Source organism: Pseudomonas sp. 58 R 12, from assembly GCF_900005865.1.
In the GTDB taxonomy this organism is placed as follows: Bacteria; Pseudomonadota; Gammaproteobacteria; order Pseudomonadales; family Pseudomonadaceae; genus Aquipseudomonas; species Aquipseudomonas tritici.
This window is the reverse complement of the sequence record NZ_CVTP01000026.1, coordinates 81822-106908: the sequence shown is the minus strand read 5'-3', so window position 1 is coordinate 106908 and position 25087 is coordinate 81822. Positions and strand designations below refer to the sequence as shown.

Here is a 25087-nt window from a genome sequence, read left to right as displayed (position 1 = left end):
CATAATGCGCCTGTACCCACAGGCGCACGAATCCCATGACTCCACCCCTCCCGCGTAGACCCCGCTGGCGTAGCCTCGCCCTGTTGGCGTTGTGCCTGGCACCGCTGCTGTGGCCGCTGGAGCACCTGGCCGAGCGTTATTACCGCAGTGAGCTGGCCGGCCAGAATCGCCAGACCCTTGACCTGTACGTGGCCAACCTGCTGGGCACCCTGCACCGCTACGAAGTACTGCCACAAATTCTTGGCGACCTGCCGGCCTTGCGCACGGCACTTGGCGCGCCCCAGGTCAGCACCAACCTGGTCAACGCCAACCTGCTGCTCAAGGACGTCGCCGCCCAGGCCGGGGTGGAGGTGATGTACCTGATGGACACCTCCGGCAAGACCCTCGCCGCCTCCAATTGGGATAAACAAGACAGCTTTGTCGGGCGCAATTTCTCGTTCCGTCCCTACTTCAGCGAAGCCATGGCCGGGCGCCTGGGGCGGTTTTTCGGGTTGGGCACCACGTCGGCCAAGCGCGGCTATTTCTTCGCCGCCGCCGTGCGCGATGGCGATAAAATCATCGGCGTGCTGGTGGTCAAGGTCGACCTGGACCACACCGAAAGCCTGTGGGGCAACACCCCGGAACAACTGCTGGTCACCGACCATAACGGCGTGGTGATTCTCACGTCGCGGCCACAGTGGCGATTCCGTGCCACCCGGCCGCTGACGGCTGAAGAGCGCCAGGCCATCATCGCCATCCAGCCCTACCCCACCCGCGATCCCCAGCCGCTGAGCCTGAGCAGCACCGCCTGGCTTCGCCAATCTACGGCCATCGCCGAGACCGGCTGGAACGTGGAAATCCTCGCGCCACGTTCGTTGATCAACCGCCCGGTACGCACGGTCGTTGCCGTGGGTGGCGCCACGCTGTTGGTGTTGATGCTGTTACTGGGCTTGATGATGCAACGCCGCCGCCATTACCTGGAACGCATCGCCTTTGAAGCCAAGGCCCGGCGCGAGCTGGAAGCGCGAGTGGTCGAACGGACCAGTGACCTTGAAGGCCTCAACCGGCGCCTGAAACAGGAAGTGCTGGAACGCGAGCACGCTCAGCAGGAGCTGGTGCGTGCCCAGGACGACCTGGTACAGGCCGGCAAACTGTCGGCGCTGGGCACCATGTCGGCGAGCATCAGCCACGAACTCAACCAGCCTTTGGCAGCGATTCGCAGCTATGCGGAAAACGCCGAAATCCTGCTCGACCACGAGCGCACCAGCGACGCGCGGGGCAACCTCAAGCTGATCAGCGAACTGACCGGGCGCATGGCCTCGATCATTGCCCACTTGCGCGCCTTTGCCCGTCGCGACCGGCATGCGCCCGAAAGCGTAGCCCTGCAACCGGCACTGGACGATGCGCTGGCCTTGCTGGCCAAGCGGCGTCGGTCGATGGAGGTGGAGCTGATCCGCGATTTGCCGGAGGCAACATTGTGGGTACAGGCCGGCGAAACCCGGTTACGCCAGGTGCTCGGCAACCTGCTGGCCAACGCCCTCGACGCCCTCACCGAAAAAGGCCCGCCGCGCAAACTCTGGCTGAGTGCCGAAACCACCGAGCAGGGCGTCAACCTGTACATTCGCGACAACGGACCGGGCTTTTGCATGGAGGCCCTGGGCCGCGCCAGCGAGCCGTTCTATACCACCAAGACCCGCACCCAGGGCCTGGGGTTAGGGCTGGCGATCTGTGAAACCCTGATGCGCGCCTTTGGCGGTGAACTGCTGTTTGCCAACCACAAGGAAGGCGGCGCGCTGTTAACCTTGAAATTGCGTGCCGGCTCGCCTGGCGTCAGTCTGCAACCGTCCGAGGACCGCAGTGTATGAGTATCGATAACCAGATTCAGGTGGTGTTGATCGACGACGATCCACACCTGCGTCAGGCCCTGTGCCAGACCCTGGACCTGGCCGGGCTGAAAGTCCTGACCCTGGGCGAAGCCACCGGCCTTACCGCGCGCCTGTCGCGGGATTGGCCGGGCGTGGTGGTCAGCGACATCCGCATGCCCGGCATGGACGGCCTGGAGTTGCTCGCCGAACTGCACGGCCAGGACCCGGACCTGCCGGTGCTGCTGATCACCGGCCACGGCGATGTACCGCTGGCGGTGCAAGCCATGCGCGCCGGGGCGTATGACTTCCTCGAAAAGCCCTTCGCCAGCGATGCCTTGCTCGACAGCGTGCGCCGCGCCCTGGCCTTGCGCCGCCTGGTGCTGGACAACCGCAGCCTGCGCCTGGCCCTCAGCGACCGCCAGCAATTGAGCACACGCCTGGTGGGGCACTCGCCACAAATGCTGCGCCTGCGCGAACAGATCGGTGCACTGGCGGCGACCAGAGCCGATGTGCTGATCCTCGGCGAAACCGGCGCCGGCAAAGAAGTGGTGGCGCGCGCGCTGCATGACCTATCGAGCCGCCGCAGCGGTCCGTTTGTGGCGATCAACGCAGGCGCTTTGGCCGAATCCGTGGTGGAAAGCGAGCTGTTCGGCCATGAACCCGGCGCGTTTACCGGCGCGCAGAAACGCCGGATCGGCAAATTCGAATTTGCCAACGGCGGTACTTTATTCCTCGATGAAATCGAAAGCATGAGCCTGGATGTACAGGTCAAACTCTTGCGCCTGTTGCAGGAGCGCGTCGTCGAGCGCTTGGGCGGCAATCAGCTGATACCGCTGGATATCCGCATCATCGCCGCGACCAAGGAAGACCTGCGCCAGTCCGCCGACCAGGGCCGTTTCCGTGCCGACTTGTATTACCGCCTCAACGTCGCGCCGCTGCGTATTCCACCGCTGCGTGAGCGCGGTGAAGATGCGCTGATGCTGTTCCAGCATTTTGCCGATGAAGCCAGCAGCCGCCACGGCCTGCCGCTGCACGAGCTGCAACCGGGCCAGCGCGCGCTGCTGCTGCGTCATAGCTGGCCGGGCAACGTGCGCGAGCTACAAAACGCTGCCGAACGCTTCGCCCTGGGCCTGGAACTGGCGCTGGATAACACACCGGACAATCCATCGGCCGGTGTCCTGACCTCCACGCCCGGCGGCCTCAGCGAGCAAGTCGAGCAGTTCGAAAAAAGCCTGATCGCCGCCGAACTGACCCGCCCGCACAGCTCTATGCGTAGCCTGGCCGAAGCCTTGGGCGTACCGCGCAAAACCTTGCACGACAAACTGCGCAAGCACGGCCTGAACTTCGCCAACCAAAGTGGCGACGACGAATGACCGCTCCCACCCGCCAAGAGGCCCCCATGAGCCGCGACAGCCGTTACCTGGAATCCATCCTTCACCACGACATCCCCCTCACCCGGGAAATGGGTCTCAAGGTGCTTGATTGGCAGCACGGGCAGCTGGAATTGCACCTGCCCTTGCAACCCAATATCAACCATAAGAGCACCATGTTCGGCGGCAGCCTGTATTGCGGTGCAGTCCTGGCGGGCTGGGGTTGGCTGCACTTGCAGCTGCGTGAAGAAGGGATTGAAGACGGGCATATCGTGATTCAGGAGGGGCAGATCAGCTATCCGCTGCCGGTCACGCGGGATGCGACGGCTGTTTGCGCGGCGCCGGAGGACAAGGTGTGGAAACGCTTTGTGGCGACGTATAAGCGTCATGGCCGTGCGCGGTTGGCGTTGGAGACATGGATTGTGAATGAAGGCAGTGAGGAAAGAGCGGTGGCTTTCACCGGTCAATACGTCCTGCACCGCTAAAAGCAATCATGCAAAACCAACTGTGGGAGCTGGCTTGCCTGCGATAGCGGTCTGACAGTCACCGTTTCAGTGACTGAACCACCGCCATCGCAGGCAATCCAGCTCCCACATTGAATGTATGGTGGCCTTAGGACCGGGCCAGGGTCAGCAACCGCTCACGCCAGGCCGCCTTCGCCGGCAACGCCAAAAAGAACGGGTTCAGCAACGATGCCCGCGCCGGATAACTGAACGGCGCGCCGTTCAACTCCAACACCTCGCCCCCAGCCCCTTCCAGCACGCCCTGAGCCGCCGCAGTGTCCCACTGTGAAGTGGGTGCCAAACGCGGATAACAGTCGGCGCTGCCTTCGGCCAACAGGCAAAACTTCAACGAACTGCCGATATTCGCCAGTTTCAGCTCACCCAAGCCTTCGCTCAAACCGTCCAGCAAACGTTCCTGCTCAGGGCTTGTATGGCGACGGCTGGCGACCACAGTAAATGACTCACCCGCCGCCGGCGCGGCGCGCACCTGAATCTGTTTGGGCGCTTCATTGACGTCCGAACGCCAAGCGCCCAGGCCCGCGCCACCGAAATAACAACGCCCGTTGGTGGGCATCGACACCACGCCAAACACCACGCGGCCTCGTTCAATCAGGGCGATATTGACGGTGAACTCTTCGGTGCCGGCGATAAACTCCTTGGTGCCGTCCAACGGGTCAACCAACCACCAGCGCTCCCAGCCGGCACGCACGCTCTGGTCGATGTCGGCGTCTTCCTCGGACAGCACCGGAATGCTCGGGTCCAGCGCGGTCAGGCCTGCCAGGATCAGATGATGCGCGGCCAGGTCCGCCGCCGTCACCGGCGATTCGTCGGCCTTGGAAGTCACCGCCACATCGGCGCGCCAGTACGGCATTATCACTTCACCCGCCTGGCGTGCCAGTTCGATCACAGGGGCAATAAACGCGTGGCCTAAAAACAGTTCGCTCATGCAGTAAACGCTCCACGCTGGGTCAACAGGTCTCGTACCAGGTACAGCGCGGCCAGGGCGCGGCCTTCGCTGAATTGCTCGTTTTGCGCAAGCATCGACAGCTCGCGCAGGTTCACCCGGTCCACACGCATCGGCTCAGGTTCATCGCCTTCAAGGCGTTCCTCGTAGAGGTCGGTGGCCAGCACCACCTGGATTTTCTGACTCATGTAACCGGGCGACAATGACAACTCGGTAATGTGTTCCAACTGCCGCGCGCCGTAGCCGGCTTCCTCCTTGAGTTCGCGATCGGCTGCCGCCAGCACATCTTCACCGGGTTCGATCAAGCCCTTGGGCAAGGACAGCTCATACTCGTCGGTGCCACCGCAGTATTCTTCAATCAGCAATGCATGATCCTCATCGATCATCGCCACGATCATCACCGCGCCGTAGCCGGCACCGCGGCCCACAAGGCGTTCGTAGGTCCGTTCAACGCCATTGGAAAAGCGCAATTGCACTTCCTCCACGCGGAACAAACGGCTACTGGCGACTATTTCGCGGGCGAGGACGGTGGGTTTCTGGCGCATAAACGGCTCCTTGGCGTGATCGGGTTACTATACCGTGGCTTTTCCGATTGTCTGTGTCGGATATCTTTACTTACATGAGAACGCCCCATGCCCGCTTTGCCCTGGCACGCCATCGACACCGTCCTGCTGGACATGGACGGCACCCTGCTCGACCTGCATTACGACAACCATTTCTGGATGGACCACCTGCCCCAGCGGTACGCCGAGCTGCACGGGGTGAGCCGCGCCATGGCCGAGATGGAGTTGCAGCCCCTGTTCGAGCGTAACGCTGGACACTTGCCATGGTATTGCCTGGATTTCTGGAGCGCGGAGCTGAAGATCCCGGTGCGCGAACTCAAGCTGGAGACCGCCCACTTGATCGCCCTGCGCCCCGATGCCGACACGTTCCTGGCGGCCATCAAAAGGGCCGGCAAGCGTGTGATCCTGATCACCAACGCGCATCGTGATTCACTGTCATTGAAGCTGGAACGCATTGAACTGGCGCCGTATTTCGAACGGTTGATCAGCTCCCACGATTACGGTTTCGCCAAGGAAAACCCGCAATTCTGGGATGCCCTGCAAGCCGACATCAACTTCGACCCCGCCCGCAGCCTGTTTATCGACGACACGTTGCCGATCCTGCGCAGCGCCCAGGCGTTTGGCGTGGGGCATTTGCTGGCAGTGAAAGAGCCGGACAGTAAGAAGGGGCCCAAGGACACAGCTGAATTCGCAGCGGTGGGTGATTACCGAGATCTCATTGTCGGACTCTGACCCCCAAGTGGGAGAAGATCCATGTGGGAGCCGGGCTTGCCCGCGATGCAGGCACCGCGGTGTTTAGCTCCAACCGAGGCGATGCTATCGCGGGCAAGCCCGGCTCCCACACAAGCCCGCTCCCACATTTAGGCCTTCGTATTACTTGGGAATACGCAGTGTCTGGCCTGGATAGATCTTGTCCGGATGGGACAACAGCGGCTTGTTCGCCTCGAAAATCTTGTTATACAGATTGGCGTTACCGTACACCGAGAGAGAAATAGCACTCAGCGTGTCGCCCTTTTTCACGACTACAAAAGTGGCAGCCTCGACAGCCGGCCCCGTTACAGTGATCTGGTCATCCACACTGGCCACACCGGCAATATTGCCCAGCGCCAGCAGAATCTTCTCTTTCTCTTCCTGGGTGGCGACTTCACCGGTCACCGTCACCTTGTCGCCATCTACCGTGGTCTGCACGCTCGGATTACCCAGACCCACTTTGGACACGTGGTCCTTCAACTGCTCACTGGCGTTTGCATTGCCCGGCGTCAACAGGTCGACAATCTTTTCGCCAGCTTCCTTGATAAAGCTAAAAATGCTCATAGTGCGCTCTCCTTGGTTTTTGATTTCCAGATGCCCAAGACTAGACCAGTCCTGTGGACTTGGGTTCCAGCCCGACCCAAGACCCAAACGCGCTAGAATCCCCCCGCCATTGGAATAAGCCCTGGAGCGAAGATGGACATCAAACAGCTGAAATTCCTCATCGCCCTCGACGAAACCCGTCACTTCGGCCAGGCGGCGGCGCGCTGCCACATCACCCAACCGACTCTGTCGATGCGATTGCGCAACCTGGAAGAAGAGCTTGATCTATCGCTGGTCAACCGTGGCCAGCGCTTCGAAGGTTTTACCGCCCCCGGTGAGCGGGTGTTGGCATGGGCTCGCACGGTGCTAGCGGCATATGACGGCTTGCAGGCCGAAGCGGCAGCCTGTCGCGGCAACCTGGTGGGTACGTTGCGCCTGGGCGTGGTGCCGTTGTCGAGCTTCGATCCCTTGGCGTTGATGCAGCAACTGCATAAAGAACACCCGAGCCTGCGCTTCGAGCTGTCGGCGCTCAGCTCTGAACAGATCCTTGAACAATTGGCGAGCAATCGGCTGGACCTGGGTGTGTCTTACCTCGAACGCCTGGACAACGAACGCTTCGACTCGCTGGCGTTGGGCGAAACCCGTATGGGCCTGCTTTACGACCAGCGCTTCTTCAGCTTTGGAGATACGCCGTTGAGCTGGGAAGCGCTGATCGAACTGCCCCTGGGCATGCTGACCAGTGGCATGCACTTTCGCCAGTCCATCGACCACAACTTCCACAGCCGTGGGCTCAACCCGCAGCCGTTGCTGCAGACCGATGCCGTCCATCAGTTGTTACAAGCTGTGCATGGCGGCCTCTGCTGTGCGGTGATGCCGCTGGATGGGGGCTTGGACGCGCTCACCGAACATCTGCGCCTGCAGCCGATCGAAGACGCCCATACACTGGCCCGCCTGGGGTTGATCATGCGCCGCAGCGCGCCGCGTTCAGCGTTGGCGGAGGCGTGTTTCGCGCTGTATCAGAAATCGCAAATCGAATCTTGATCGACGTCATCTATCGGCGGATCAGTACTGGCAATTAGACGTGACGCTTTGTCGCGCCTAGTCTGAGCACTGATCAATCCGTCGGTGGTACTGCCCCATGAACGCCAAGCGTCCAGTCTGCGCGGCGCCCGCTGTTGAAGCGCCTGCGCCCTCCGCCAGCCAGAGCTACCAGTTTTGCAACCTCGAACACACAGAAGTCGCCAGTACTGCATTGGCGGAAGAAGTGGCGTTGGCGATTGCCTATAACGACATCAGCCAGGCGGTCATGCTGGTAACGCCCACCGACCTGGAAGACTTCATCGTCGGCTTCAGCCTCGGAAGCGGCATTATCGCCGACGTTAGCGACATATATGATCTTAAACTCAGCGGTTCGGGCTCGGCCCAATACGCTCAGGTGCAGATCTCCAGCCGTGCCTTCTGGAACCTCAAGCAGCAGCGCCGCCAGTTGGCCGGCACCAGCGGCTGTGGCCTGTGCGGCGTGGAAGCGGTGGAGCAAGCCTTGCCAGACCTGCAAGTGCTGCCCGGCGCACCCTTGCCGCCTGCCGAATGGCTCGACGGCCTGCGCCAGCGCATCAGCGCGTTCCAGCCCTTGGGCCAATACAGTGGCGCGGTGCATGCGGCGGTGTTTATGAACGGCCAGGGCGAATTGCTGCTGGGCCGTGAAGACATCGGCCGGCATAACGCCCTGGACAAGTTGATTGGCGCACTCATCCGTCAAAAGATCCCGACTGACGGCGGCCTGGCGATTGTCACCAGCCGTTGCAGCCTCGAATTGATACAGAAAGTCCTGCGCGCGGGCATCCAGACCCTGGTAAGCCTGTCTTCACCCACCGGCCTGGCCCTGCAATGGGCGCGCCGACACAACCTCAATCTCATCCACCTGCCGCAGAAAAGCGCGCCGCGGGTCTACAGCCCTGCGATGGAGTACCAGCCATGAGCAATCATCACCAAGCCGACCAAACCCCGACCCCACGCTACAAGCCCTATAAAGGCCCGGCGGGCGGCTGGGGCGCACTGATCAGCGTGGCCCAGGCGTGGCTGACCAGCGACAACGCGCTGAAAAACCTGCGCATGATGCTCAAGACCAACCAGAACGGCGGTTTCGACTGCCCGGGCTGCGCCTGGGGCGACTCGCCGGAAAGCGGCATGGTCAAGTTCTGCGAAAACGGCGCCAAGGCGGTGAACTGGGAAGCCACCAAACGTCGCGTGGATGCAGCGTTCTTCGCTAAGCACAGCGTCAGTGCCTTGATTGAACAGAGCGACTATTGGCTGGAATACCAGGGCCGCCTGACCGAGCCGATGCGCTATGACGCCGAAACCGACCGCTACCTGCCCATCAGTTGGGAAGCGGCCTTCGACTTGGTCGGCAAACACCTCAACGCCCTGCCTAGCCCGGACATGGCCGAGTTTTACACCTCGGGCCGCGCCAGCAATGAAGCCGCGTACCTGTACCAGTTGTTTGTACGCGCCTACGGCACCAACAATTTCCCGGATTGCTCGAACATGTGCCACGAGGCCAGCGGCGTGGCCCTGGCGCAGAGCGTGGGCGTGGGCAAAGGCACCGTGACCTTTGATGACTTCGAACATGCCGACGCGATTTTTGTCTGGGGCCAGAACCCCGGCACCAACCACCCGCGCATGCTCGAGCCGCTGCGCGAAGCGGTTAAACGCGGCGCCCAAGTGGTGTGCATCAACCCGCTGAAAGAGCGCGGCCTGGAACGCTTCCAACACCCGCAACACCCGCTGGAAATGCTCACCAACGGCGACAAACCGACTAATACCGCGTACTTCCGCCCGGCGCTGGGTGGCGACATGGCAATTCTGCGCGGCATGGCCAAGTTCCTGCTGCTGTGGGAACGCCAGGCCCAGGCCGAAGGCAAGGAAGCGGTGTTCGACCACGACTTCCTCAACGAACACACCGCTAATGTGCTGGATTACCTGGGCAAGATCGACGACACCTCTTGGGATGAAATCGTCGAGCAGTCCGGCCTGACCCTGGTCGAGATCGAGCAAGCGGCGCGCATGTACGCCAAAGGCAAGAACGTGATCATGTGCTGGGCGATGGGCATCACCCAGCACCGCCACTCGGTGCCGACCATCCAGGAAATCGCCAACCTGATGCTGCTGCGCGGCAACATTGGCCGCCCTGGCGCCGGCCTGTGCCCGGTGCGCGGTCACAGTAACGTGCAAGGCGACCGCACCATGGGCATCAACGAGCGCCCACCGGTGGCGTTTCTCGATTCCCTGGAGCGACGTTTCCAGTTCCAGGTGCCGCGTGACAACGGCCACAACGTGGTCGAGGCGATTCACGCCATGCTCGAAGGCCGCTCCAAGGTGTTTATCGGCCTGGGCGGCAACTTCGCCCAAGCTACGCCGGACAGCCCACGCACCTTCGAAGCCTTGCGCAATTGCGACCTGACCGTACAGATCAGCACCAAGCTCAACCGCAGCCATCTGATGCACGGCAAAGACGCACTGATCCTGCCGTGCTTGGGCCGTACCGACATTGATATGCAGGCCGATGGCCCGCAAGCGGTAACGGTAGAGGACTCGTTCAGCATGGTGCACGGCTCCAACGGCCAACTGCAGCCGCTGTCGAAGCTGATGAAATCGGAGCCGGCAATCCTCGCGGGCATTGCGGCCGCCACCCTGGGTAGCAAACCCGTTGATTGGAATTGGCTTGTGGCGGACTACGGGCGTATCCGCGACCTGATCGCCGACACCATTCCTGGCTTCAAGGACTTCAACGAGAAGATCAAAAATCCGGGCGGTTTCTACTTGGGTAATTCCGCAGGTGCGCGCCGCTGGAACACGCCGTCGGGCCGCGCCAACTTCCGCCCGAACATCCTGCCCAAAGACCTGATCCACGAGCGCACCCACGCCACCGGCCGGATACCGGACCTGATCATGCAGTCGATGCGCTCCCACGATCAGTACAACACCACTATTTATGGCCTGGACGATCGCTACCGTGGGGTCAAAGGCCAGCGCGACGTGCTGTTCGTCAACGAAGCCGACATCATCCGCCTGGGCTTTAAGCCGGGGCAGAAGGCTGACATCGTATCGCTGTGGGAAGATGGGCGTGAACGCCGCGTGAAAGGCTTTACCTTGCTGGCGTTTGATATTCCGGCGGGCCAGGCTGCGGCTTACTACCCGGAAGTTAATCCACTGGTGCCGCTGGAAAGCACCGGGGATGGCAGCCATACGCCGACGTCGAAGTTCGTGGCGATCCGCTTGGAATCGGCAAGTGACAATGGCTTGATCATGGCCCGCTCGGCGTAATGCCCGCTCATTACAACCATGAATTCCGGGCACAAAAAAGGCCGCTTTTGCATAAAAGCGGCCATTCCCAAGTAGCTAAAGACTCACTAATTCGACTTAAGTTCCCCAGCTAAAACAGTAACTTAGCGAATTGTGTACAACTCGTGTTACTGGTCGGATTTCTATTGTCACAATGTCGACACAGCCTCAGGATCGCGCCGTCATCCTCTTGAGGTCTCCCTATGAAGTTCTCCTCGATTCTCTTGTTGTCCCTTGGCCTGGTCAGTGGCGCAGCCATGGCTGGTGGCACCACCGAAGCCGGTGTGGGCGGCGCATTGGGCGGGGTACTCGGTTCGGTTGTTGGCCAGTCGATCGGCGGCAACACGGGCTCGGCCATCGGCGCAGCCCTGGGCGGCGCGGGCGGCAGTGCGGTGGGTGCCGACAAACGCAGCCGTGGCGAAGCAGCCATCGGTGGCGCCTTGGGCGCAGCGGGCGGCAACGTGGTTGGCCGCAGCATGGGCGGCAACACCGGTAGCCTGATCGGCGCAGCCGCCGGCGGCGGTGCGGGTGGCGCACTGGGTAACTACATGGGTAACAAGAGCGATGACGACGACCGTCGTTCGCGTAGCCGTGATAACCGTCGGTATGACCGCGACGATCACCGTGGACGCGGGCATGCCTATGGGCATCGCAAGAACAAGCATCACTACCGTCACCGGTAAGTCAGCGGTCTGAACACCACTGCAAAAACCATGTGGGAGCGGGCTTGCCCGCGATAGCGTAGTGTCAGGCGACACTTTTTAACCTGAACTACCGCTGTCGCAGGCAAGCCAGCTCCCACAGTTGGCCTTCATTGTTTGCATGATCGTGGGTCAGGCCACCAACCGCTGCAACGCCTCGCGCAGCGAACCCGGAATCGTCACCGGCTGGTTCGACCCGCGATCCACAAACACATGCACAAAGCGCCCCGCCGCACAGGCTTCTTCCTCGCCTGCCTTGAACACCGCCAATTCGTACTGGACTGAGCTGTTACCCAACTTGCCCACCCGCAGGCCGATTTCGATGCGCTCGGGAAAAGCGATCGACGCAAAATAATCACACGCCGAACTCACCACAAACCCCACTACTTCACCGTCATGAATATCCAGGCCACCTTGTTCGATCAGGTAGGTATTCACCGCTGTGTCGAAGAAGCTGTAGTAAGTCACGTTGTTCACATGGCCATACACATCGTTGTCGTGCCAGCGCGTGATGATCGGCTGGAAGTGAGGATAATCGGCACGTCGTGGCACTGAGTCAGGCATCGGTAAGTCTCGCGGAGGTGGGTTTACAGGTCATTCAAATGGGCCTGCGCCCACTCGCGTACTTCAGCGTAAGGGTAATCTTCCAACGCAGCGAAACCGGGAATACCCCGCGCCTTCAACTTGGTAAACAACGGCACACTGATCCCGCCGAGGAAACGTGTCAGTCGTTCCGCGCCCGGCAGTTCTCCGGTGTGCTCATGATGCCTGTGGATAAAATCACCGCACAGCCCCATGAAGTTTTTATCCACAAGCGGCGGCAAGCCTGGCGGTGGCGGCAGGTGCGCGACGTGACCGTGGCACACCGAGCAATGCCCACAACGCTGCGGTGCATTTTCATCGCCGAAATACTGCGCCAGGCGCTGCCCCAGGCAGCGCTCGGTGGCGAACAGATCGAGCATCGCATGAATTCGTGCGACCTCGCCCACCTCATGCTGCTTGAAGCCTGTGTACAACTCAGTGCTCAAGACCTGTGGATCAAAATCGGTATCCAGCAGGCTGTAGACCTCCGTCATCTGCTTGCTTTCCAGCTCGATCAGGCCCTGCTCCTGGAAGTAATCCAGCGCCTTCACCACCCGGCTGCGTTCGGCATTGTGCTGTTGATAAAGTGCGTCGAAATCCACCGTCGCCCAGGTTTTCGCTCGTTTACATACCTGGATGATCGCCGCCACGAACTGCTGCCGCTCGCCGGAGAATCGCGCCAGCAAAGCCTCTGGCTCGATCAGGTACTTGAAGCGGTACTCGGCATAAAACGCGTAGCGCGGCGCAACCACGCCCTTTAGCTCCAGCTGCACCAGCAGGGTCTTCAACGGCAGTTCGCGGATATTGCTGTGGTCCGACAAAGACCGGAGCAAAAACTCCCACTGCCCATCGCCGCGCGCGGCCTGCAATTCTTCCAGCACCCGATGGATACCGTCCTGCTCCGGCGTATCGCCGTAGACGAAGTTTTCCAGCACATTGAGACTGTCGCGGTTGGCCAACACCAGGCAGTCAGACGGCTGCCCATCACGCCCCGCGCGACCGATTTCCTGGCTGTAGTTCTCGATGGACTTGGGCAGGTCAAAGTGCACCACGTTGCGGATGTCACTCTTGTCGATGCCCATGCCAAACGCGATGGTGGCGACGATGCAATTGGAGCGCCCGTCCATGAAGCGCTGCTGGATGCCCTCGCGCTTATCGTGGGGCAGACCGGCGTGATAGGCCTCGGCCTGGATACCGTTGCGGTTCAGGTGCTCGGCAATCTGCTCGGCGGTTTTCTGCAGTGTGACGTAGACGATGCTGGGTTGATTGGCGCGCTCACTCATCCACTGGACCAAACGACGACGCTTGTCCGCACCGCTGACGGGTTCCACCAACAGATTGAGGTTGGGCCGGTAGAAGCCCGTGGTGACCACATCGTCCGGTGCAATGGCGAACTTCGCCTGCATGTCGGCAATCACCTTGGGCGTCGCTGTAGCTGTCAGCAACAGCGCTTGTGGGATATTGAACTGGCGCTGGTAGTCCGGCAGCTTCAGATAGTCCGGGCGGAAGTTGTGGCCCCACTCGGAAATACAGTGCGCCTCGTCCACCACCAGCAGCGAGATTTGCACGCTTTGCAGGAAGTTACGGAAGCGCTCGTTCTTCAAGCGCTCCACCGAAACCATCAGGATTTTCAACTCACCCGAGCGCGCACGGGCCATCACGTCATTGGCCTCATCGCGGCTCTGGGCCGAATCGATACTGCCTGCCGAAATACCGTGACGCTGCAAAAAACCAAGCTGGTCCTGCATCAACGCCAACAGCGGCGACACCACCAGCGTCAGGTGCGGCAGCAACACCGCCGACAGCTGGTAACACAAGGACTTGCCCGACCCGGTAGGAAAAATTGCCGCTGCAGAACGACCGGCCAGTACGGCGTTGACCGTTTGCTCCTGGCCCAAACGAAACTGTGGATAACCAAAGACCTGCTGGAGGGTGTCGTGCATAGGCTGTCACTCCATTGACCGCTGAGTTGGCTTAAAAACATAGCCTGGGAATCTCAGCGAATCGAGAAAGGTCGCAAGGAAAAAAGAGACAGGATGATACACAGGGTGCGGCGATGGCCTTGGGCCAAATCAGACAGATTCGATAGCGATTGTAGGAACACCTCAAACCAAATGTGGGAGCGTTTTCTGTTAAATCACTTTCAAGCTACAAATGCCGGAAACCGCTGTAAGAAACCTCTAACCCTCGCGCCGTACTTTTCCCAAACTGCTTCAAACAGTCGCTCGCCCCTCTGTAGATGTTACCCACCGCTGACGGAAAATAGCGTCCTCTCAACCGTTTCGGCTAAGACCCGTGAATATGGAAAGGACTCAACCCATAGTTCACTGCGGCGTCATCTTGACGGTGATTCGCCTTGTCCTCTTGGCTGCCAATCGCCAGGGTGGCTAATACAATGACCGACTACCTCGACTGGATCAGCCTGACCCTACTCTTTGCCGTTGCCGCCTTAGTTGAAAAAACACTCAAGCGCCCTGCCCTTAGAAAATGGTGTGGGCTGATCCTTGTGGTAATCGGTCCTACACTTCTATTCTGCGCGACCTCTTGGATAAGGGCGTCACAGATCGAGAGCCTGCTTGTCATTGCTTTTGTTACGGGCGTTGCTTTGCTGATCCGCCAAACTAAATACCGACACCCACACAACCATCCCCCTCACCCACTCCTGCGTGCCCCCACCATGAACCTGGCCCCTGACCTCCCCGAAGACCCCGTGATGCAGCAACTCCTGCAACTGCTGCACGAAGAAATCGGCCTGCCGAAACACAAGACGATCCGCCTGCAAACCTCACTCAACTTCGACCTGGGCTGTGACGGCAGTGAGGCCAAGCAACTCATGGAAGCACTGGAGCAGGAATTCGCGCTCGACCTCGGCGACTACGACACTTATCGTTACTTCAACCCACCGGTGTTTGATGTGTTTCTCAAGCGCCGGGCCAAAGGGCGAGGCGAGAAGGTGCCGTTGACCATCGGCATGCTCTACCTGGCTATCAAGACCCATAGCTGGGATACGCAGACGCTGGAGAATCTGAGCTGAGAGAATACAGATTTCGAACACACTGAAAGTCAAATGTGGGAGCGGGCTTGCTCGCGAAAGCGGAGGGTCAGTCGCCGAATATGTTGACTGATACATCGCTTTCGCGAGCAAGCCCGCTCCCACACTGGATCTGCACTAATCTGCTCAACCGCGCACTGAACAACAAGGACTTTACATGGACGTAATAATGGGCCTGCTGGCCGCCGTGCTCTGGGGTGGCACGGACTTTCTCGTGGGCCTCAACGCCAGAGCCGTGGGCGTTAAACGCGCGGTCTATTTTGGCCAAGCGCTCGGTTTCCTGATCATGACGCTGCTGCTGGTCATCTTCCCCACCTTCCTGTTCAAATCTCTCGATGCGCCGCTGAGCGTCTGGCTGCTGGGCATCGCTGCTGCATTGCTTACCGTCTCCGGCGCCCTTGCGCTGTCCAAGGCTTTTGCCCTGGGTAAAGCGGCCATCGTCGCGCCACTGGTGACGTCCTACGGCGTGGTCACCACATTGCTGTCCTGGGCCAGCGGTGAGCACATCAGCCTGATCCAGCTGGGCTGCATCGCCCTGTGCGTGATCGGCGTGATCCTCTCCAGCATCCACAAGGACAACGGTGTACCCCACAACAACCCACGCCTGTCCATTGCCTACGCCATGCTTGCCGCGTTGCTGTACGGCACCAGTTTCTGGCTGCAAGGCCGGTACACCTTACCGGCGCTGGGGCCGGTCTCGATGTTGTGGCTGGGTTACCTGGTAGGCCTGTGCGTGCTGGTGGTGATGGTGCTGAAGATCAAGGACGGCCTGAAAATCCCGCCGCTGAAAAACTGCGTGACCTTGACCGGGGCTAGCCTGATGAACCTCGGTGGGTTCTCGGCGTTTTCGTGGGGGGCGATGGCGGGGTCGGTTTCGGTGGTGACGGTGATCAGTACGTTGTCGGGCGGGATTGCGGCGATGCTTGGGTTTGTGTTTTTCAAGGAGCGGTTGTCGGCGGTGCAGGTGCTGGGGGTTGTGCTGGTACTGGTCGGCGCTGTGGTTCTGCACATCGCCGATTAAACTCTCGCACACAAAAAAGCCGCCTACGAGAGGCGGCTTTTTCACACCGATCGAATCTTACAACTTAGGACCCGCAGCCTTGATCGCATCGCTCACTTCAAACTTCTTGAAGTTCTCGATGAACAACGCAGCCAGCGCCTTCGCCGCGTCGTCATAAGCAGCCTTGTCAGCCCAGGTGTTACGTGGGTTCAACAGGCCAGTCTCAACGCCCGGTACGGCCAATGGCACGTCGAGGTTGATGGTGTCCAGGTGTTCGGTTTCAGCACCGATCAACGCGCCGCTCTGGATCGCTGCGATGACGCCGCGAGTAGTCGGGATGTTGAAGCGGTTGCCGACGCCGTAGCCGCCGCCGGTCCAGCCGGTGTTGACCAGGTAGACCTTGGAGCCGAAGCCACGGATGCGTTTGATCAGCAGCTCAGCATATTCGCCGGCCGGACGCGGGAAGAACGGCGCGCCGAAGCAGGTGGAGAAGGTCGACTTGATGCCGCTGCCGGAACCCATTTCGGTCGAGCCCACCAGTGCGGTGTAGCCGGACAGGAAGTGGTAAGCCGCTTGTTCTTCGCTGAGAATCGACACGGGCGGCAGCACGCCGGTCAGGTCGCAGGTCAGGAAGATCACCGCGTTTGGCTCGCCGCCCAGGTTCTTTTCGGAACGCTTGGCAACGTGCTCCAGCGGGTAAGCGGCGCGGCTGTTCTGGGTCAGGCTGACGTTGGTGTAGTCGGCGTGCCTGGCATCGTCGATAACCACGTTTTCCAGCACGGCGCCGTGCTTGATGGCTTTCCAGATGACCGGCTCGTTCTTCTCGGACAGGTCGATGCACTTGGCATAGCAACCGCCTTCGATGTTGAAGACCACACCTTCGCCCCAACCGTGTTCGTCGTCACCGATCAGGTAACGGCTTTCGTCGGCCGACAAGGTGGTTTTGCCGGTGCCCGACAGGCCGAAGAACAGGGTCACGTCGCCTGCTTCGCCAATGTTGGCGGCGCAGTGCATCGGCAGGACGTCGGAAGCCGGCAGCAGGAAGTTCTGTACCGAGAACATGGCTTTCTTCATTTCACCGGCGTAACGCATGCCGGCGATCAGCACTTTCTTCTGGGCGAAGTTGAGGATCACGCAACCGTCGGAGTTCGTGCCGTCACGCTCAGGCACGCATTCAAAGTTGGCCACGTTGAGCACTTGCCACTCTTCACGACCGGCCGGGTTGTACTGGGCCGGGTTGATGAACAGGCAGCGACCGAACAGGTTCTGCCAGGCAGTCTGGGTGGTCATCTTCACGGCCAGGTAGTGGTCTTCGGAAGCACCTACATGGACGTGGGAAACGAAATGCTCTTGCGCGTTGTTGAACGCCTCGACGCGAGCCCACAGGGCATCGAACTTGTCGGCCGGGAACTTGCGGTTGATTGGGCCCCAGGCAATGGCGTCCTGGGTGGAAGGCTCTTCAACGATGAAACGGTCGACCGGCGAACGACCGGTACGGTGACCCGTTTCTACGACCAGTGCGCCAGTATCGGCAAGCACGCCTTCACCGCGCTGCAGGGCTTCTTTAACCAGATCATCAACACTCAGATCGGTGTATACGGCGTTGTTGGCTTGCGTCATGAGGTTCCCCGTCGGCCTATGGCCGAGTGCTCCAAACGTTTTGTAGTAGAAAGTTGCGCACTACTACCGCGAAAAAAGTGGGCCGGATTATGCCAGAAAAGCCCAAAAAAAGTAGGGCCCTCCCGTCAGAACAGCGCTAAACCGGCAATTGTCAGGTGATTCACCTGTGCTTAAACGTTTTAGTGGCGGGTGTCGGAAGGGGTATCGATGCCTGCGCCGGCGAACAATTGGGCGACATCGGCCGCATCGAACAGGTAGCGCTGGTTGCAGAACTGGCAGTCGATCTCGATATTGCCGCCGTGCTCGACCACCAGATCCTGGGCATCTTCCAGGCCCAGGCTGACCAAGGCATTGGCTGAGCGCTCACGTGAGCAGCTGCAACGGAAGCGCAGGCCTTGTGCGTCAAACAAGCGCACGGCTTCTTCGTGGTACAGGCGATGCAGGATGGTTTCGTTGTCCAGGCCCAGCAGCTCTTCCGCCGTCAGCGTACCGGCAAGGGCGGTCAGCTTGCGCCAGCTATCGGTGCGCTCATCGTCGTCCTTGATGCGGTCAGCCGGCAATTGTTGCAACAACAGGCCGCGGGCACGCTTGCCGTCGGCGTTGAGCCAGAACTTGGTGCCGACTTGTTGGGACATCACGAAGTAGTTGGTGAAGCAGTCCGACAGCGTTTCGCCGTCGAGGTCGACGATGCCTTGGTAGCGTTGGCCTTCGGTCGGGTCGACGGTGATCGCCAGCACGCCGTTGGCCATCAGGTCGGACAAGGTGGCGTCCGGGGCAATCTGGTCGGCGTCGTAACGGGCCAGGCCACGGATTTCGCGTTCGCTGGAACACTCGATCATCAGCATCGGGACCGGACCTTCAGACCGCGCCTGCAAAATAAGCAGACCGTCGAATTTCATCGTGCCCACCAGCAACGAGGCGGCCGCCATCAGCTCGCCGAGCAGTTGCGCAACCGGCTCCGGATAGGGGTGCTTGGCAAGGACTTCGGCATAGCTGCGCTCCAGCGAGACCAGTTCGCCGCGGGCGTCGTTCTCGTCGAAGATGAAGCGTTGGGTGAAGTCGGTATCCGGTAGATCAGTCATAGGTCTGGGTATCTGAATTGATGACAAATTGATTACAAGGTTTATAGAATTAAACGCTTTAGCACCGTTTTGGTGCGGTTTTCTAGAGCCGTGGGGGACAGTTTATGAACAATCCGGGTTTGTTCCAAGCCAAGTGGAACCTCGGGGGATGGGCCTGGTGCAATCTACTCGCGATCGGGCTGCTGTGTTTTTGGCTGTGGCCCACGGGCCAGATGCTGTGTGTGGTTTTCGACGAGTGGCTGTTTCATCTGCTCAATGATCCGCTGGCGAGCAACTCCACATGGCTGCACGTGTGGGCCGTGGCCAGTTTGCGACCGTTTGATGCAGTGGTCGGCGTAATTCTGCTGCTGCTGTTGATTCGCGGTGATTGGGTATTCAAGGCCGTGCAGGTGCGCCAGGCATTGTTAGGTTTTGTCGGAATTCTGCTGCTGTTGCTGTTTATCCGCATGCTGTTTTCCAAAATCGCGGCACACATGGGCTGGCAACACAGTAGCCCGTCGATGGTAATCAGCGGGGCGATCCAGATGAGCGACTACTTCCCGGGGCTGGAAAAGACGTGGGAACTGAAGGACCGTTCGAGCCAGAGTTTCCCGGGGGATCACGCGTCGGTGCTGTTGATCTGGGGGATGTTCATGACGGTGTTCGCCAAGCGCATCGGCCAGGTGCTGGTGATTTGGGGCCTGGCAATGTTGTTCATGATGCCGCGCCTGGTGGCGGGGGCACATTGGGGGCAGGACGACTACATCGGTGGTGTGTTGCTGGCACTGTTGGCGCTGGGGTGGGGGTATTACACACCGTTTGCGGCGAAGGTGTCGGGTGGGTTGTTGCGGGTGACAGCGCCCGTCTTCCGGCTGTTTCAACGCGTGCCACTGATTAGTCGGCTAAGCGTCATACGCTTGTAGTGAGCGGGCTTGCCCCGCTCACTACACAAACGCGCTCGGTCAGTCGTCATTGCCACTGCCGCGAAACTTGAACAAGTCGCGGCGCTGCTTCTTGCTCGGCTTGCCATCGGTGGTCATGCCGATACCGCCGGCCTTACGCATCGCCGCCGCATTTTCACGCTTGGCAATACTGGCTTCGGTCTCGGTATACAGCGCCTGCGCTTCAGGCGCCCCACGGCGCACGATTGAAAGCGCCTGGACCACGACCGTTTTTTCATCAAACCCGGTACGAATCTGAAATTCATCCCCGACGCGAGGTTCCTTGCCCGGCTTGCAGCGCTCGCCACGATGATGCACCTTGCCGCTCTCGATGGCAGCCTTCGCCAGGGCACGGGTTTTATAGAAGCGCGCAGCCCACAGCCACTTGTCCAGACGGACTTTTTCTTCCTCTTCCTGCTTTTGAGCCACTTGAATTCCTCGCTCTGAAAAATGTCGCAACTTTAACGTTGAAACCCTTCGACGCATAAACCTCAAGGCTCACCTAAGATACGCCAGGTAGCACCCTGTTTTCGCGAGGATACGCTGTGACCGACTTTCCCACTTCACTCACCTCGCCTGACCAGCGCTGCGTGGGCTGCCAGCAAAGCGAGCCCTTGGGCTTCGATTTTGCGTTTGCCTACCAGCCTATCGTAGACCTTCGGGACCATTCGATCTTCGCCCACGAAGCCCTGGTGCGCGGTACGCAAGGCGAAGGGGCGCAGTTTGTGCTGGACCAGGTCGACGAAAGCAACCGCTACCGTTTCGACCAACGCTGCCGAACCCAAGCGATCGCCGGGGCGGCGGCCCTGGGTATGCAAACCCATCTTTCCATCAATTTCATGCCCAACGCCGTGTACCGTCCGGAGCTGTGCATCCGCAGCACCCTGGAGGCGGCTCGCGCGAACAATTTCCCGCTGAACCAACTGATTTTCGAGACACTCGAAAGCGAGCACGTAGATAACAATCGCCATTTGACGAATATTCTGCGTGAATACCGCGAATTCGGCTTCAAGACCGCCATCGACGATTTCGGTGCGGGTTATTCAGGGCTGGGTTTGCTGGCCGATTTTCAACCTGACTTGATCAAACTCGACATGGCACTGATTCGCGATGTCGATCAGGATCGTGTCCGACAGATCATCGTCCGGGGGATTGTCACAATCTGTGAGCAGTTAGGGGTTACTGTCATCGCCGAAGGCATCGAAAGTGCTGGTGAGCGTGACTTCCTTTCCGACTGCGGAATATTTCTGATGCAAGGTTATTGGTTCGCCAAGCCTGCATTCAAAGCCCTGGCTGAGGTTTCACCCCAGGCCTGGGCGAATCGATCGGTTACCCATATTGAAGACATTTGACCATTTGACCGTTGTGGGTCTGCGTGAGTGGGTGGCACTTCCCGACCTGGGAGTGGCAGGCCTGCGCGCGAAGATCGACACCGGTGCCAGTACCTCCAGCCTGCACGCTACCGATATCGAGCCTTTTGAGCGCGACGGCGAGAAATGGGTGCGCTTTACCGCGCACCTGGGCAGCATTGTGCAACTGCGCCACCGCCGCTGCGAGGCGCCGCTGGTGACGATGAAAACCATCAAAAGCTCCAACGGCCACGCGCAGGTGCGCTACGTGATCAGCACCACCCTGGCGCTGGGTGATCGGGTATGGCGGGTGGAATTCACCCTCGCGTGCCGCAAGGCCATGCGTTATCGCCTGTTACTGGGTTCCAAGGCGCTGATTGACGGCCAATTGGTGGTCAGTCCAGGCGTCAAGTACGTTCAAGACAAGCCGGTGTTCCCGGTCTCTACTATTTCTGCCCCAGGTGCTGCATGAAGATTGCTGTGCTGTCGCGAAACCCGCGTCTGTATTCCACCCGTCGCCTGGTTGAGGCCGGCACTGAACGTGGCCACGAAATGGTGGTGATCGACACGTTGCGTGCCTACATGAACATTGCCAGCCATAAACCGCAGATCCATTACCGGGGTAAACCGCTGGAGGGGTTTGATGCAGTGATCCCTCGCATCGGAGCTTCGGTGACGTTTTATGGCTGCGCGGTATTGCGCCAGTTTGAAATGATGGGCGTATCGCCCCTCAACGAATCAGTCGCCATTGCCCGCTCTCGGGACAAGTTGCGCTCGCTGCAGCTGCTTTCACGCCGGGGCATCGGCCTGCCAGTGACCGGTTTTGCCCACTCCCCCGACGATATTCCCGACCTGATCGAGATGGTCAATGGCGCGCCGCTGGTGATCAAGGTACTGGAAGGCACCCAGGGCATAGGTGTGGTGCTGTGTGAAACCGCGACGGCGGCGGAATCCGTGATCGAGGCATTCATGGGTCTCAAGCAGAACATCATGGTGCAGGAATACATCAAGGAAGCCGGCGGCGCCGATATCCGCTGCTTCGTGGTGGGTGACAAGGTGATTGCGGCGATGAAGCGTCAGGCCAAGCCGGGGGAGTTCCGCTCCAACTTGCACCGCGGTGGTAGTGCCAGCCTGATCAAGATCACCCCCGAGGAACGCATGACCGCGCTGCGGGCGGCGAAGGTGATGGGTTTGAGCGTGGCGGGTGTGGACATCTTGCGCTCCAACCATGGGCCACTGGTGATGGAGGTGAATTCATCGCCGGGGCTGGAAGGGATCGAGACCACCACAGGCAAGGATGTGGCGGGGATCATCATTCAGCATTTGGAAAAGAGTGGCGGGGCGAATATGACTCGGACCAAGGGCAAGGGCTGACAAACCCCAACCCTCCACCTCCAGACTCTCACAACGACTGTGGGAGCTGGCTTGCCCGCGATAGCGGAGGCTCAGTCAACAATGACGTTGAATGCGCCGCCCTCATCGCAGGCAAGCCAGCTCCCACATTTGGATCGCTGCTGTTTGTTAGACCGCGTCTCTCGGCAACATCAGCCCGAGCGGCAAACGCACTCGCGCCTCTAACCCTCCCTCCTCGCGGTTACGCAACTCAACATTGCCGCCATGCATCGAGGCAATCCGCCGCACAATTGCCAACCCCAGACCAGTACCCTTACCACCTCGGGCACGGTCGCCGCGGGTGAAAGGGTTGAAGATCCCCTCCAGCTCGTCCGGGTCGATGCCCGCGCCCCGGTCCATGACGCTCAGCACCACATAGGGCGCAGCACTGTCGCCGGATACATACGCCGCCACTTCAACATCGGAACCGGCGTGATGCAAAGCGTTGCCGATCAGGTTGTTCAACAGGCGCTTCATCGAGACCCGCCGCAACGCAAAAGGCTGGATCGGCTCAAGGCGCATGCGCACCTGCTCACCGTTCTGGTTGTAGGGCGCGACCACCTCACGCACCAAGTCAGTCAGGTCGACCTCTTCCACCACCTCATCCCGGCCATCACGGATGAACGCGAGGAACTGGTCGAGAATAGCGTCCATGTCCTCAATGTCGCGGACCATGTCATCGGTGAGATCGCTATGGTTGCCCATCAACTCCAGAGACAAGCGCAGCCGCGTCAAGGGTGTGCGCAAGTCGTGGGAAACTCCCGCCAGCATCAACTCGCGTTCGCGCCCGGCCTGCTCGACGTCTTCCGCCATCTGGTTGAACGCGCCGTACACCTCGGTCATCTCGCTGGGCGTATCGCTGACCGGCAAGCGCACGCTGCGCCCTTGGCCCAATTGGCGGGCGGCAAACACCAGGCGTTTGAGTGGTTGGTTGAGCTGCCGGACAAAGATCCACGCCGACGCCGTTGAAAGCAGCCCGATCGCCAGGAACCAGCCCAGCACGTTCCAGATCTTCTGCCCACGCAGCGGATGCGGGTACAGCGGCACTTTCAGCCAATCCTCACCCAGGCTTGGCGCGCGCACCCACAACGCTGGCGATACATGCATACGCAGCCGCACCTCAGTGTCTTCACCGAGTTCAGACTGCATCTGGCGCTGGTAGATTTCACTGTAGGGCCAGTGTTGCTCACCCTCGGGCACCCCCGCGCCCGCCACACGGACCAGCGTGGCGGCCTTGGCGATTTTCTCGCGGTTCTCGGGGTCAGCCGCCCAATAGGCGCGCAGCGTCAAGGCAACACCGTGGCTGTATTGTCGATCCACCAGCACGTCCTCGTTCATCAACAGATAAACCAGCGTGAGTGCTTTGGAAAACAGAACGACGATCAGCACCAGCCAAAGGGTGCGAGAGAAGAAGCTTTGGGGGAACCACAGCGGGGTTTTCATAGAAGACAGCTAGATACCTTGCAGAAACGAGCAGCGCTCGCAGAATTGCAGATGCCGGGCCTCCCGTCGATTCTCATGGAATCAAACGCCGGGAGGCCCGCCCTGCAAATCATCGGTCAACTGGTTTTATTGCCATCCGGCACAAACACATAACCCACACCCCACACGGTCTGGATATACCGAGGCTTGGATGGGTCCGGCTCGATCATCCGGCGCAGACGGGAAATCTGCACGTCAATGGAGCGCTCCAGGGCGTCCCATTCCCGGCCACGGGCCAGGTTCATCAGTTTGTCGCGGGTCAGCGGCTGGCGAGCGTTCATCACTAGGGCCTTGAGCACGGCGAATTCGCCAGTGGTCAGCATGTGCACTTCATCGCCACGCTTGAGCTCACGGGTCGCCAGCGACAGTTCGTAGTCGCCAAAGGTGACGCTTTCGTCTTCGCTGCCGGGTGCGCCCGGTACCGGGGCCGCCTGGCGACGCAACACGGCCTTTACCCGCGCCATCAGCTCATCGGGGTTGAACGGCTTGGCCAAATAGTCATCAGCGCCCAGCTCCAGGCCCTTGATGCGGCTAAGCTCATCGCCCTTGGCGGTGAGCATGATGATTGGAATCTGGTTGTTCGCGCCGCGCAGGCGTTTGCAGGCGGTGAGGCCATCTTCGCCGGGCAGCATCAGGTCGAGTACGACCAGGTTGAACACTTCACGCCCCAACAGGCGGTCCATCTGCTCAGTGTTCGGCACCGCGCGGGCGCGGTAGCCCTTGGAGTTGAAGAAACGCTCCAGCAGGCTGCTCAGCCCCGGATCGTCGTCAACGATGAGAATTTTTTCGCCTTCAGCAGTTTGTGCAGTGCTGCTCATTAGATGCTCCTCTTATCTCGGCGCGCATTATGGCCTAGCTGCCGTTATACGCACCGTGTGCATTGTTAGCAGATTTTTCCTCTACTGCCAGCGAACCCGCGCCCTACAACCGTTGGCGCAATCCCCCCCAAGGGCAGAACGCTGGTTATAATGCGGCGCCGTCGTGCAGGGCAACGTCAGATCGTTACCGTTTGATGCCGAGGCTTTTTTC

24 protein-coding genes are annotated in these 25087 nt (G+C 60.1%); 14 read left to right on the top strand and 10 right to left on the bottom strand.

The window, feature by feature from the left end; genetic code table 11:
* Nucleotides 1-35 precede the first annotated feature (35 nt).
* From BFP95_RS23335 to BFP95_RS23325, 3 genes are read left to right on the top strand one after another with little or no spacing between them, the layout of a single operon-like run.
* A complete protein-coding gene (locus BFP95_RS23335) occupies nucleotides 36-1844 on the top strand; it encodes a sensor histidine kinase (protein ID WP_065879770.1) in 1809 nt (602 codons plus the stop codon).
* Nucleotides 1841-3217: a sigma-54-dependent transcriptional regulator gene (locus BFP95_RS23330; protein WP_049710567.1), complete on the top strand. Its 1377-nt coding sequence runs from the start codon at nucleotides 1841-1843 to the stop codon at nucleotides 3215-3217. Before BFP95_RS23335 ends, BFP95_RS23330 begins: the two co-directional genes overlap by 4 nt.
* A gap of 26 nt (nucleotides 3218-3243) precedes the next feature.
* Nucleotides 3244-3699, top strand: a complete 456-nt coding sequence (locus BFP95_RS23325) for a thioesterase domain-containing protein (protein WP_065910774.1) — start codon at nucleotides 3244-3246, stop codon at nucleotides 3697-3699.
* A 127-nt stretch (nucleotides 3700-3826) separates the two neighbouring features.
* Here BFP95_RS23325 and cysQ read toward each other — a convergent pair whose 3' ends face one another.
* Nucleotides 3827-4663, bottom strand: a complete 837-nt coding sequence (gene cysQ / locus BFP95_RS23320; RefSeq protein ID WP_065875822.1) for a 3'(2'),5'-bisphosphate nucleotidase CysQ — start codon at nucleotides 4661-4663, stop codon at nucleotides 3827-3829.
* Nucleotides 4660-5226, bottom strand: a complete 567-nt coding sequence (gene nudE, locus BFP95_RS23315; RefSeq protein ID WP_065875823.1) for an ADP compounds hydrolase NudE — start codon at nucleotides 5224-5226, stop codon at nucleotides 4660-4662. Before nudE ends, cysQ begins: the two co-directional genes overlap by 4 nt.
* 87 nt (nucleotides 5227-5313) lie before the next feature.
* Here nudE and yrfG point away from each other — a divergent pair, with 87 nt between their 5' ends.
* Nucleotides 5314-5976 carry a GMP/IMP nucleotidase gene (gene yrfG / locus BFP95_RS23310; RefSeq protein WP_065910773.1) on the top strand — a complete coding sequence of 221 codons (663 nt, stop codon included), beginning with the start codon at nucleotides 5314-5316 and terminating at the stop codon, nucleotides 5974-5976.
* Nucleotides 5977-6117: 141 nt separating this feature from the next.
* On the opposite strand, the gene lysM is transcribed toward yrfG, so the two are convergent.
* Entirely contained in the window at nucleotides 6118-6558 is a 441-nt protein-coding gene (gene lysM / locus BFP95_RS23305; protein WP_065910772.1) for a peptidoglycan-binding protein LysM, read from the bottom strand.
* A 132-nt stretch (nucleotides 6559-6690) separates the two neighbouring features.
* On the opposite strand from lysM, the gene BFP95_RS23300 reads away from it, so the two are divergent.
* The 4 genes from BFP95_RS23300 (at nucleotide 6691) to BFP95_RS23285 (ending at nucleotide 11561) form a co-directional block, all read left to right on the top strand.
* Nucleotides 6691-7578 carry a LysR family transcriptional regulator gene (locus BFP95_RS23300; protein WP_049710572.1) on the top strand — a complete coding sequence of 296 codons (888 nt, stop codon included), beginning with the start codon at nucleotides 6691-6693 and terminating at the stop codon, nucleotides 7576-7578.
* A 97-nt stretch (nucleotides 7579-7675) separates the two neighbouring features.
* Nucleotides 7676-8515: a formate dehydrogenase accessory sulfurtransferase FdhD gene (fdhD, locus tag BFP95_RS23295; RefSeq protein WP_065910771.1), complete on the top strand. Its 840-nt coding sequence runs from the start codon at nucleotides 7676-7678 to the stop codon at nucleotides 8513-8515.
* Complete coding sequence (locus BFP95_RS23290) at nucleotides 8512-10860, top strand: FdhF/YdeP family oxidoreductase (RefSeq protein ID WP_065875826.1); 2349 nt, start codon at nucleotides 8512-8514, stop codon at nucleotides 10858-10860. Before fdhD ends, BFP95_RS23290 begins: the two co-directional genes overlap by 4 nt.
* Before the next feature lie 221 nt (nucleotides 10861-11081).
* Complete coding sequence (locus tag BFP95_RS23285; RefSeq protein WP_049710575.1) at nucleotides 11082-11561, top strand: YMGG-like glycine zipper-containing protein; 480 nt, start codon at nucleotides 11082-11084, stop codon at nucleotides 11559-11561.
* Nucleotides 11562-11711: 150 nt separating this feature from the next.
* Here BFP95_RS23285 and BFP95_RS23280 read toward each other — a convergent pair whose 3' ends face one another.
* Both BFP95_RS23280 and BFP95_RS23275 read right to left on the bottom strand, forming a co-directional pair.
* Nucleotides 11712-12143, bottom strand: a complete 432-nt coding sequence (locus BFP95_RS23280) for an acyl-CoA thioesterase (protein WP_065875827.1) — start codon at nucleotides 12141-12143, stop codon at nucleotides 11712-11714.
* Between the two features lie 23 nt (nucleotides 12144-12166).
* A complete protein-coding gene (locus BFP95_RS23275) occupies nucleotides 12167-14104 on the bottom strand; it encodes a RecQ family ATP-dependent DNA helicase (RefSeq protein WP_065890237.1) in 1938 nt (645 codons plus the stop codon).
* A gap of 734 nt (nucleotides 14105-14838) precedes the next feature.
* Here BFP95_RS23275 and BFP95_RS23270 point away from each other — a divergent pair.
* Nucleotides 14839-15195 (top strand): DUF1493 family protein, encoded by a 357-nt coding sequence (locus tag BFP95_RS23270; protein ID WP_065875831.1) that lies wholly within the window; start codon nucleotides 14839-14841, stop codon nucleotides 15193-15195.
* A 175-nt stretch (nucleotides 15196-15370) separates the two neighbouring features.
* Nucleotides 15371-16234 (top strand): DMT family transporter, encoded by an 864-nt coding sequence (locus BFP95_RS23265; protein ID WP_225930672.1) that lies wholly within the window; start codon nucleotides 15371-15373, stop codon nucleotides 16232-16234.
* A gap of 57 nt (nucleotides 16235-16291) precedes the next feature.
* Here BFP95_RS23265 and BFP95_RS23260 read toward each other — a convergent pair whose 3' ends face one another.
* Nucleotides 16292-17833, bottom strand: coding sequence for a phosphoenolpyruvate carboxykinase (locus BFP95_RS23260; RefSeq protein ID WP_065875833.1), 1542 nt, complete (start codon nucleotides 17831-17833; stop codon nucleotides 16292-16294).
* A 179-nt stretch (nucleotides 17834-18012) separates the two neighbouring features.
* A complete protein-coding gene (gene hslO / locus BFP95_RS23255; protein ID WP_065875835.1) occupies nucleotides 18013-18915 on the bottom strand; it encodes an Hsp33 family molecular chaperone HslO in 903 nt (300 codons plus the stop codon).
* Between the two features lie 104 nt (nucleotides 18916-19019).
* On the opposite strand from hslO, the gene BFP95_RS23250 reads away from it, so the two are divergent.
* Complete coding sequence (locus tag BFP95_RS23250; RefSeq protein WP_065875837.1) at nucleotides 19020-19817, top strand: phosphatase PAP2 family protein; 798 nt, start codon at nucleotides 19020-19022, stop codon at nucleotides 19815-19817.
* 39 nt (nucleotides 19818-19856) lie between these two features.
* Here BFP95_RS23250 and BFP95_RS23245 read toward each other — a convergent pair whose 3' ends face one another.
* Nucleotides 19857-20264, bottom strand: a complete 408-nt coding sequence (locus BFP95_RS23245; protein WP_065875839.1) for an RNA-binding S4 domain-containing protein — start codon at nucleotides 20262-20264, stop codon at nucleotides 19857-19859.
* Nucleotides 20265-20380: 116 nt separating this feature from the next.
* Here BFP95_RS23245 and BFP95_RS23240 point away from each other — a divergent pair, with 116 nt between their 5' ends.
* From BFP95_RS23240 to rimK, 3 genes are read left to right on the top strand one after another with little or no spacing between them, the layout of a single operon-like run.
* Nucleotides 20381-21187, top strand: coding sequence for a S6 modification regulatory phosphodiesterase RimA (locus BFP95_RS23240; protein WP_065875841.1), 807 nt, complete (start codon nucleotides 20381-20383; stop codon nucleotides 21185-21187).
* A gap of 19 nt (nucleotides 21188-21206) precedes the next feature.
* Nucleotides 21207-21656: a retropepsin-like aspartic endopeptidase RimB gene (locus BFP95_RS23235; protein WP_175403004.1), complete on the top strand. Its 450-nt coding sequence runs from the start codon at nucleotides 21207-21209 to the stop codon at nucleotides 21654-21656.
* Nucleotides 21653-22558 (top strand): 30S ribosomal protein S6--L-glutamate ligase, encoded by a 906-nt coding sequence (rimK, locus tag BFP95_RS23230; protein WP_049710586.1) that lies wholly within the window; start codon nucleotides 21653-21655, stop codon nucleotides 22556-22558. The genes BFP95_RS23235 and rimK overlap by 4 nt, the downstream gene beginning before the upstream one ends.
* Before the next feature lie 147 nt (nucleotides 22559-22705).
* Here the strand turns inward: rimK and BFP95_RS23225 are convergent, their stop codons facing one another.
* Together BFP95_RS23225 and ompR are read right to left on the bottom strand one after the other, a co-directional pair.
* The gene (locus tag BFP95_RS23225) at nucleotides 22706-24019 is read right to left on the bottom strand and encodes an ATP-binding protein (protein ID WP_065875846.1); all 1314 of its coding nucleotides are present in this window, start codon (nucleotides 24017-24019) and stop codon (nucleotides 22706-22708) included.
* Nucleotides 24020-24135: 116 nt separating this feature from the next.
* The gene (gene ompR, locus BFP95_RS23220; RefSeq protein ID WP_010214095.1) at nucleotides 24136-24876 is read right to left on the bottom strand and encodes an osmolarity response regulator transcription factor OmpR; all 741 of its coding nucleotides are present in this window, start codon (nucleotides 24874-24876) and stop codon (nucleotides 24136-24138) included.
* Between the last annotated feature and the right edge of the window lie 211 nt (nucleotides 24877-25087).

What these genes read in the sequence shown, in the direction of transcription:
- BFP95_RS23290 (WP_065875826.1), top strand. Translation starts at nt 8,512, where the DNA reads ATGAGCAATCATCACCAAGCCGACCAAACCCCGACCCCACGCTACAAG.
- BFP95_RS23280 (WP_065875827.1), bottom strand. Translation starts at nt 12,143, where the DNA reads ATGCCTGACTCAGTGCCACGACGTGCCGATTATCCTCACTTCCAGCCG.
- yrfG (WP_065910773.1), top strand. Translation starts at nt 5,314, where the DNA reads ATGCCCGCTTTGCCCTGGCACGCCATCGACACCGTCCTGCTGGACATG.
- fdhD (WP_065910771.1), top strand. Translation starts at nt 7,676, where the DNA reads ATGAACGCCAAGCGTCCAGTCTGCGCGGCGCCCGCTGTTGAAGCGCCT.
- lysM (WP_065910772.1), bottom strand. Translation starts at nt 6,558, where the DNA reads ATGAGCATTTTTAGCTTTATCAAGGAAGCTGGCGAAAAGATTGTCGAC.
- BFP95_RS23260 (WP_065875833.1), bottom strand. Translation starts at nt 17,833, where the DNA reads ATGACGCAAGCCAACAACGCCGTATACACCGATCTGAGTGTTGATGAT.
- cysQ (WP_065875822.1), bottom strand. Translation starts at nt 4,663, where the DNA reads ATGAGCGAACTGTTTTTAGGCCACGCGTTTATTGCCCCTGTGATCGAA.
- BFP95_RS23330 (WP_049710567.1), top strand. Translation starts at nt 1,841, where the DNA reads ATGAGTATCGATAACCAGATTCAGGTGGTGTTGATCGACGACGATCCA.
- BFP95_RS23265 (WP_225930672.1), top strand. Translation starts at nt 15,371, where the DNA reads ATGGACGTAATAATGGGCCTGCTGGCCGCCGTGCTCTGGGGTGGCACG.
- ompR (WP_010214095.1), bottom strand. Translation starts at nt 24,876, where the DNA reads ATGAGCAGCACTGCACAAACTGCTGAAGGCGAAAAAATTCTCATCGTT.
- BFP95_RS23225 (WP_065875846.1), bottom strand. Translation starts at nt 24,019, where the DNA reads ATGAAAACCCCGCTGTGGTTCCCCCAAAGCTTCTTCTCTCGCACCCTT.
- BFP95_RS23285 (WP_049710575.1), top strand. Translation starts at nt 11,082, where the DNA reads ATGAAGTTCTCCTCGATTCTCTTGTTGTCCCTTGGCCTGGTCAGTGGC.
- BFP95_RS23270 (WP_065875831.1), top strand. Translation starts at nt 14,839, where the DNA reads ATGAACCTGGCCCCTGACCTCCCCGAAGACCCCGTGATGCAGCAACTC.
- BFP95_RS23300 (WP_049710572.1), top strand. Translation starts at nt 6,691, where the DNA reads ATGGACATCAAACAGCTGAAATTCCTCATCGCCCTCGACGAAACCCGT.
- rimK (WP_049710586.1), top strand. Translation starts at nt 21,653, where the DNA reads ATGAAGATTGCTGTGCTGTCGCGAAACCCGCGTCTGTATTCCACCCGT.
- BFP95_RS23275 (WP_065890237.1), bottom strand. Translation starts at nt 14,104, where the DNA reads ATGCACGACACCCTCCAGCAGGTCTTTGGTTATCCACAGTTTCGTTTG.
- BFP95_RS23325 (WP_065910774.1), top strand. Translation starts at nt 3,244, where the DNA reads ATGAGCCGCGACAGCCGTTACCTGGAATCCATCCTTCACCACGACATC.
- BFP95_RS23335 (WP_065879770.1), top strand. Translation starts at nt 36, where the DNA reads ATGACTCCACCCCTCCCGCGTAGACCCCGCTGGCGTAGCCTCGCCCTG.
- BFP95_RS23250 (WP_065875837.1), top strand. Translation starts at nt 19,020, where the DNA reads ATGAACAATCCGGGTTTGTTCCAAGCCAAGTGGAACCTCGGGGGATGG.
- hslO (WP_065875835.1), bottom strand. Translation starts at nt 18,915, where the DNA reads ATGACTGATCTACCGGATACCGACTTCACCCAACGCTTCATCTTCGAC.
- nudE (WP_065875823.1), bottom strand. Translation starts at nt 5,226, where the DNA reads ATGCGCCAGAAACCCACCGTCCTCGCCCGCGAAATAGTCGCCAGTAGC.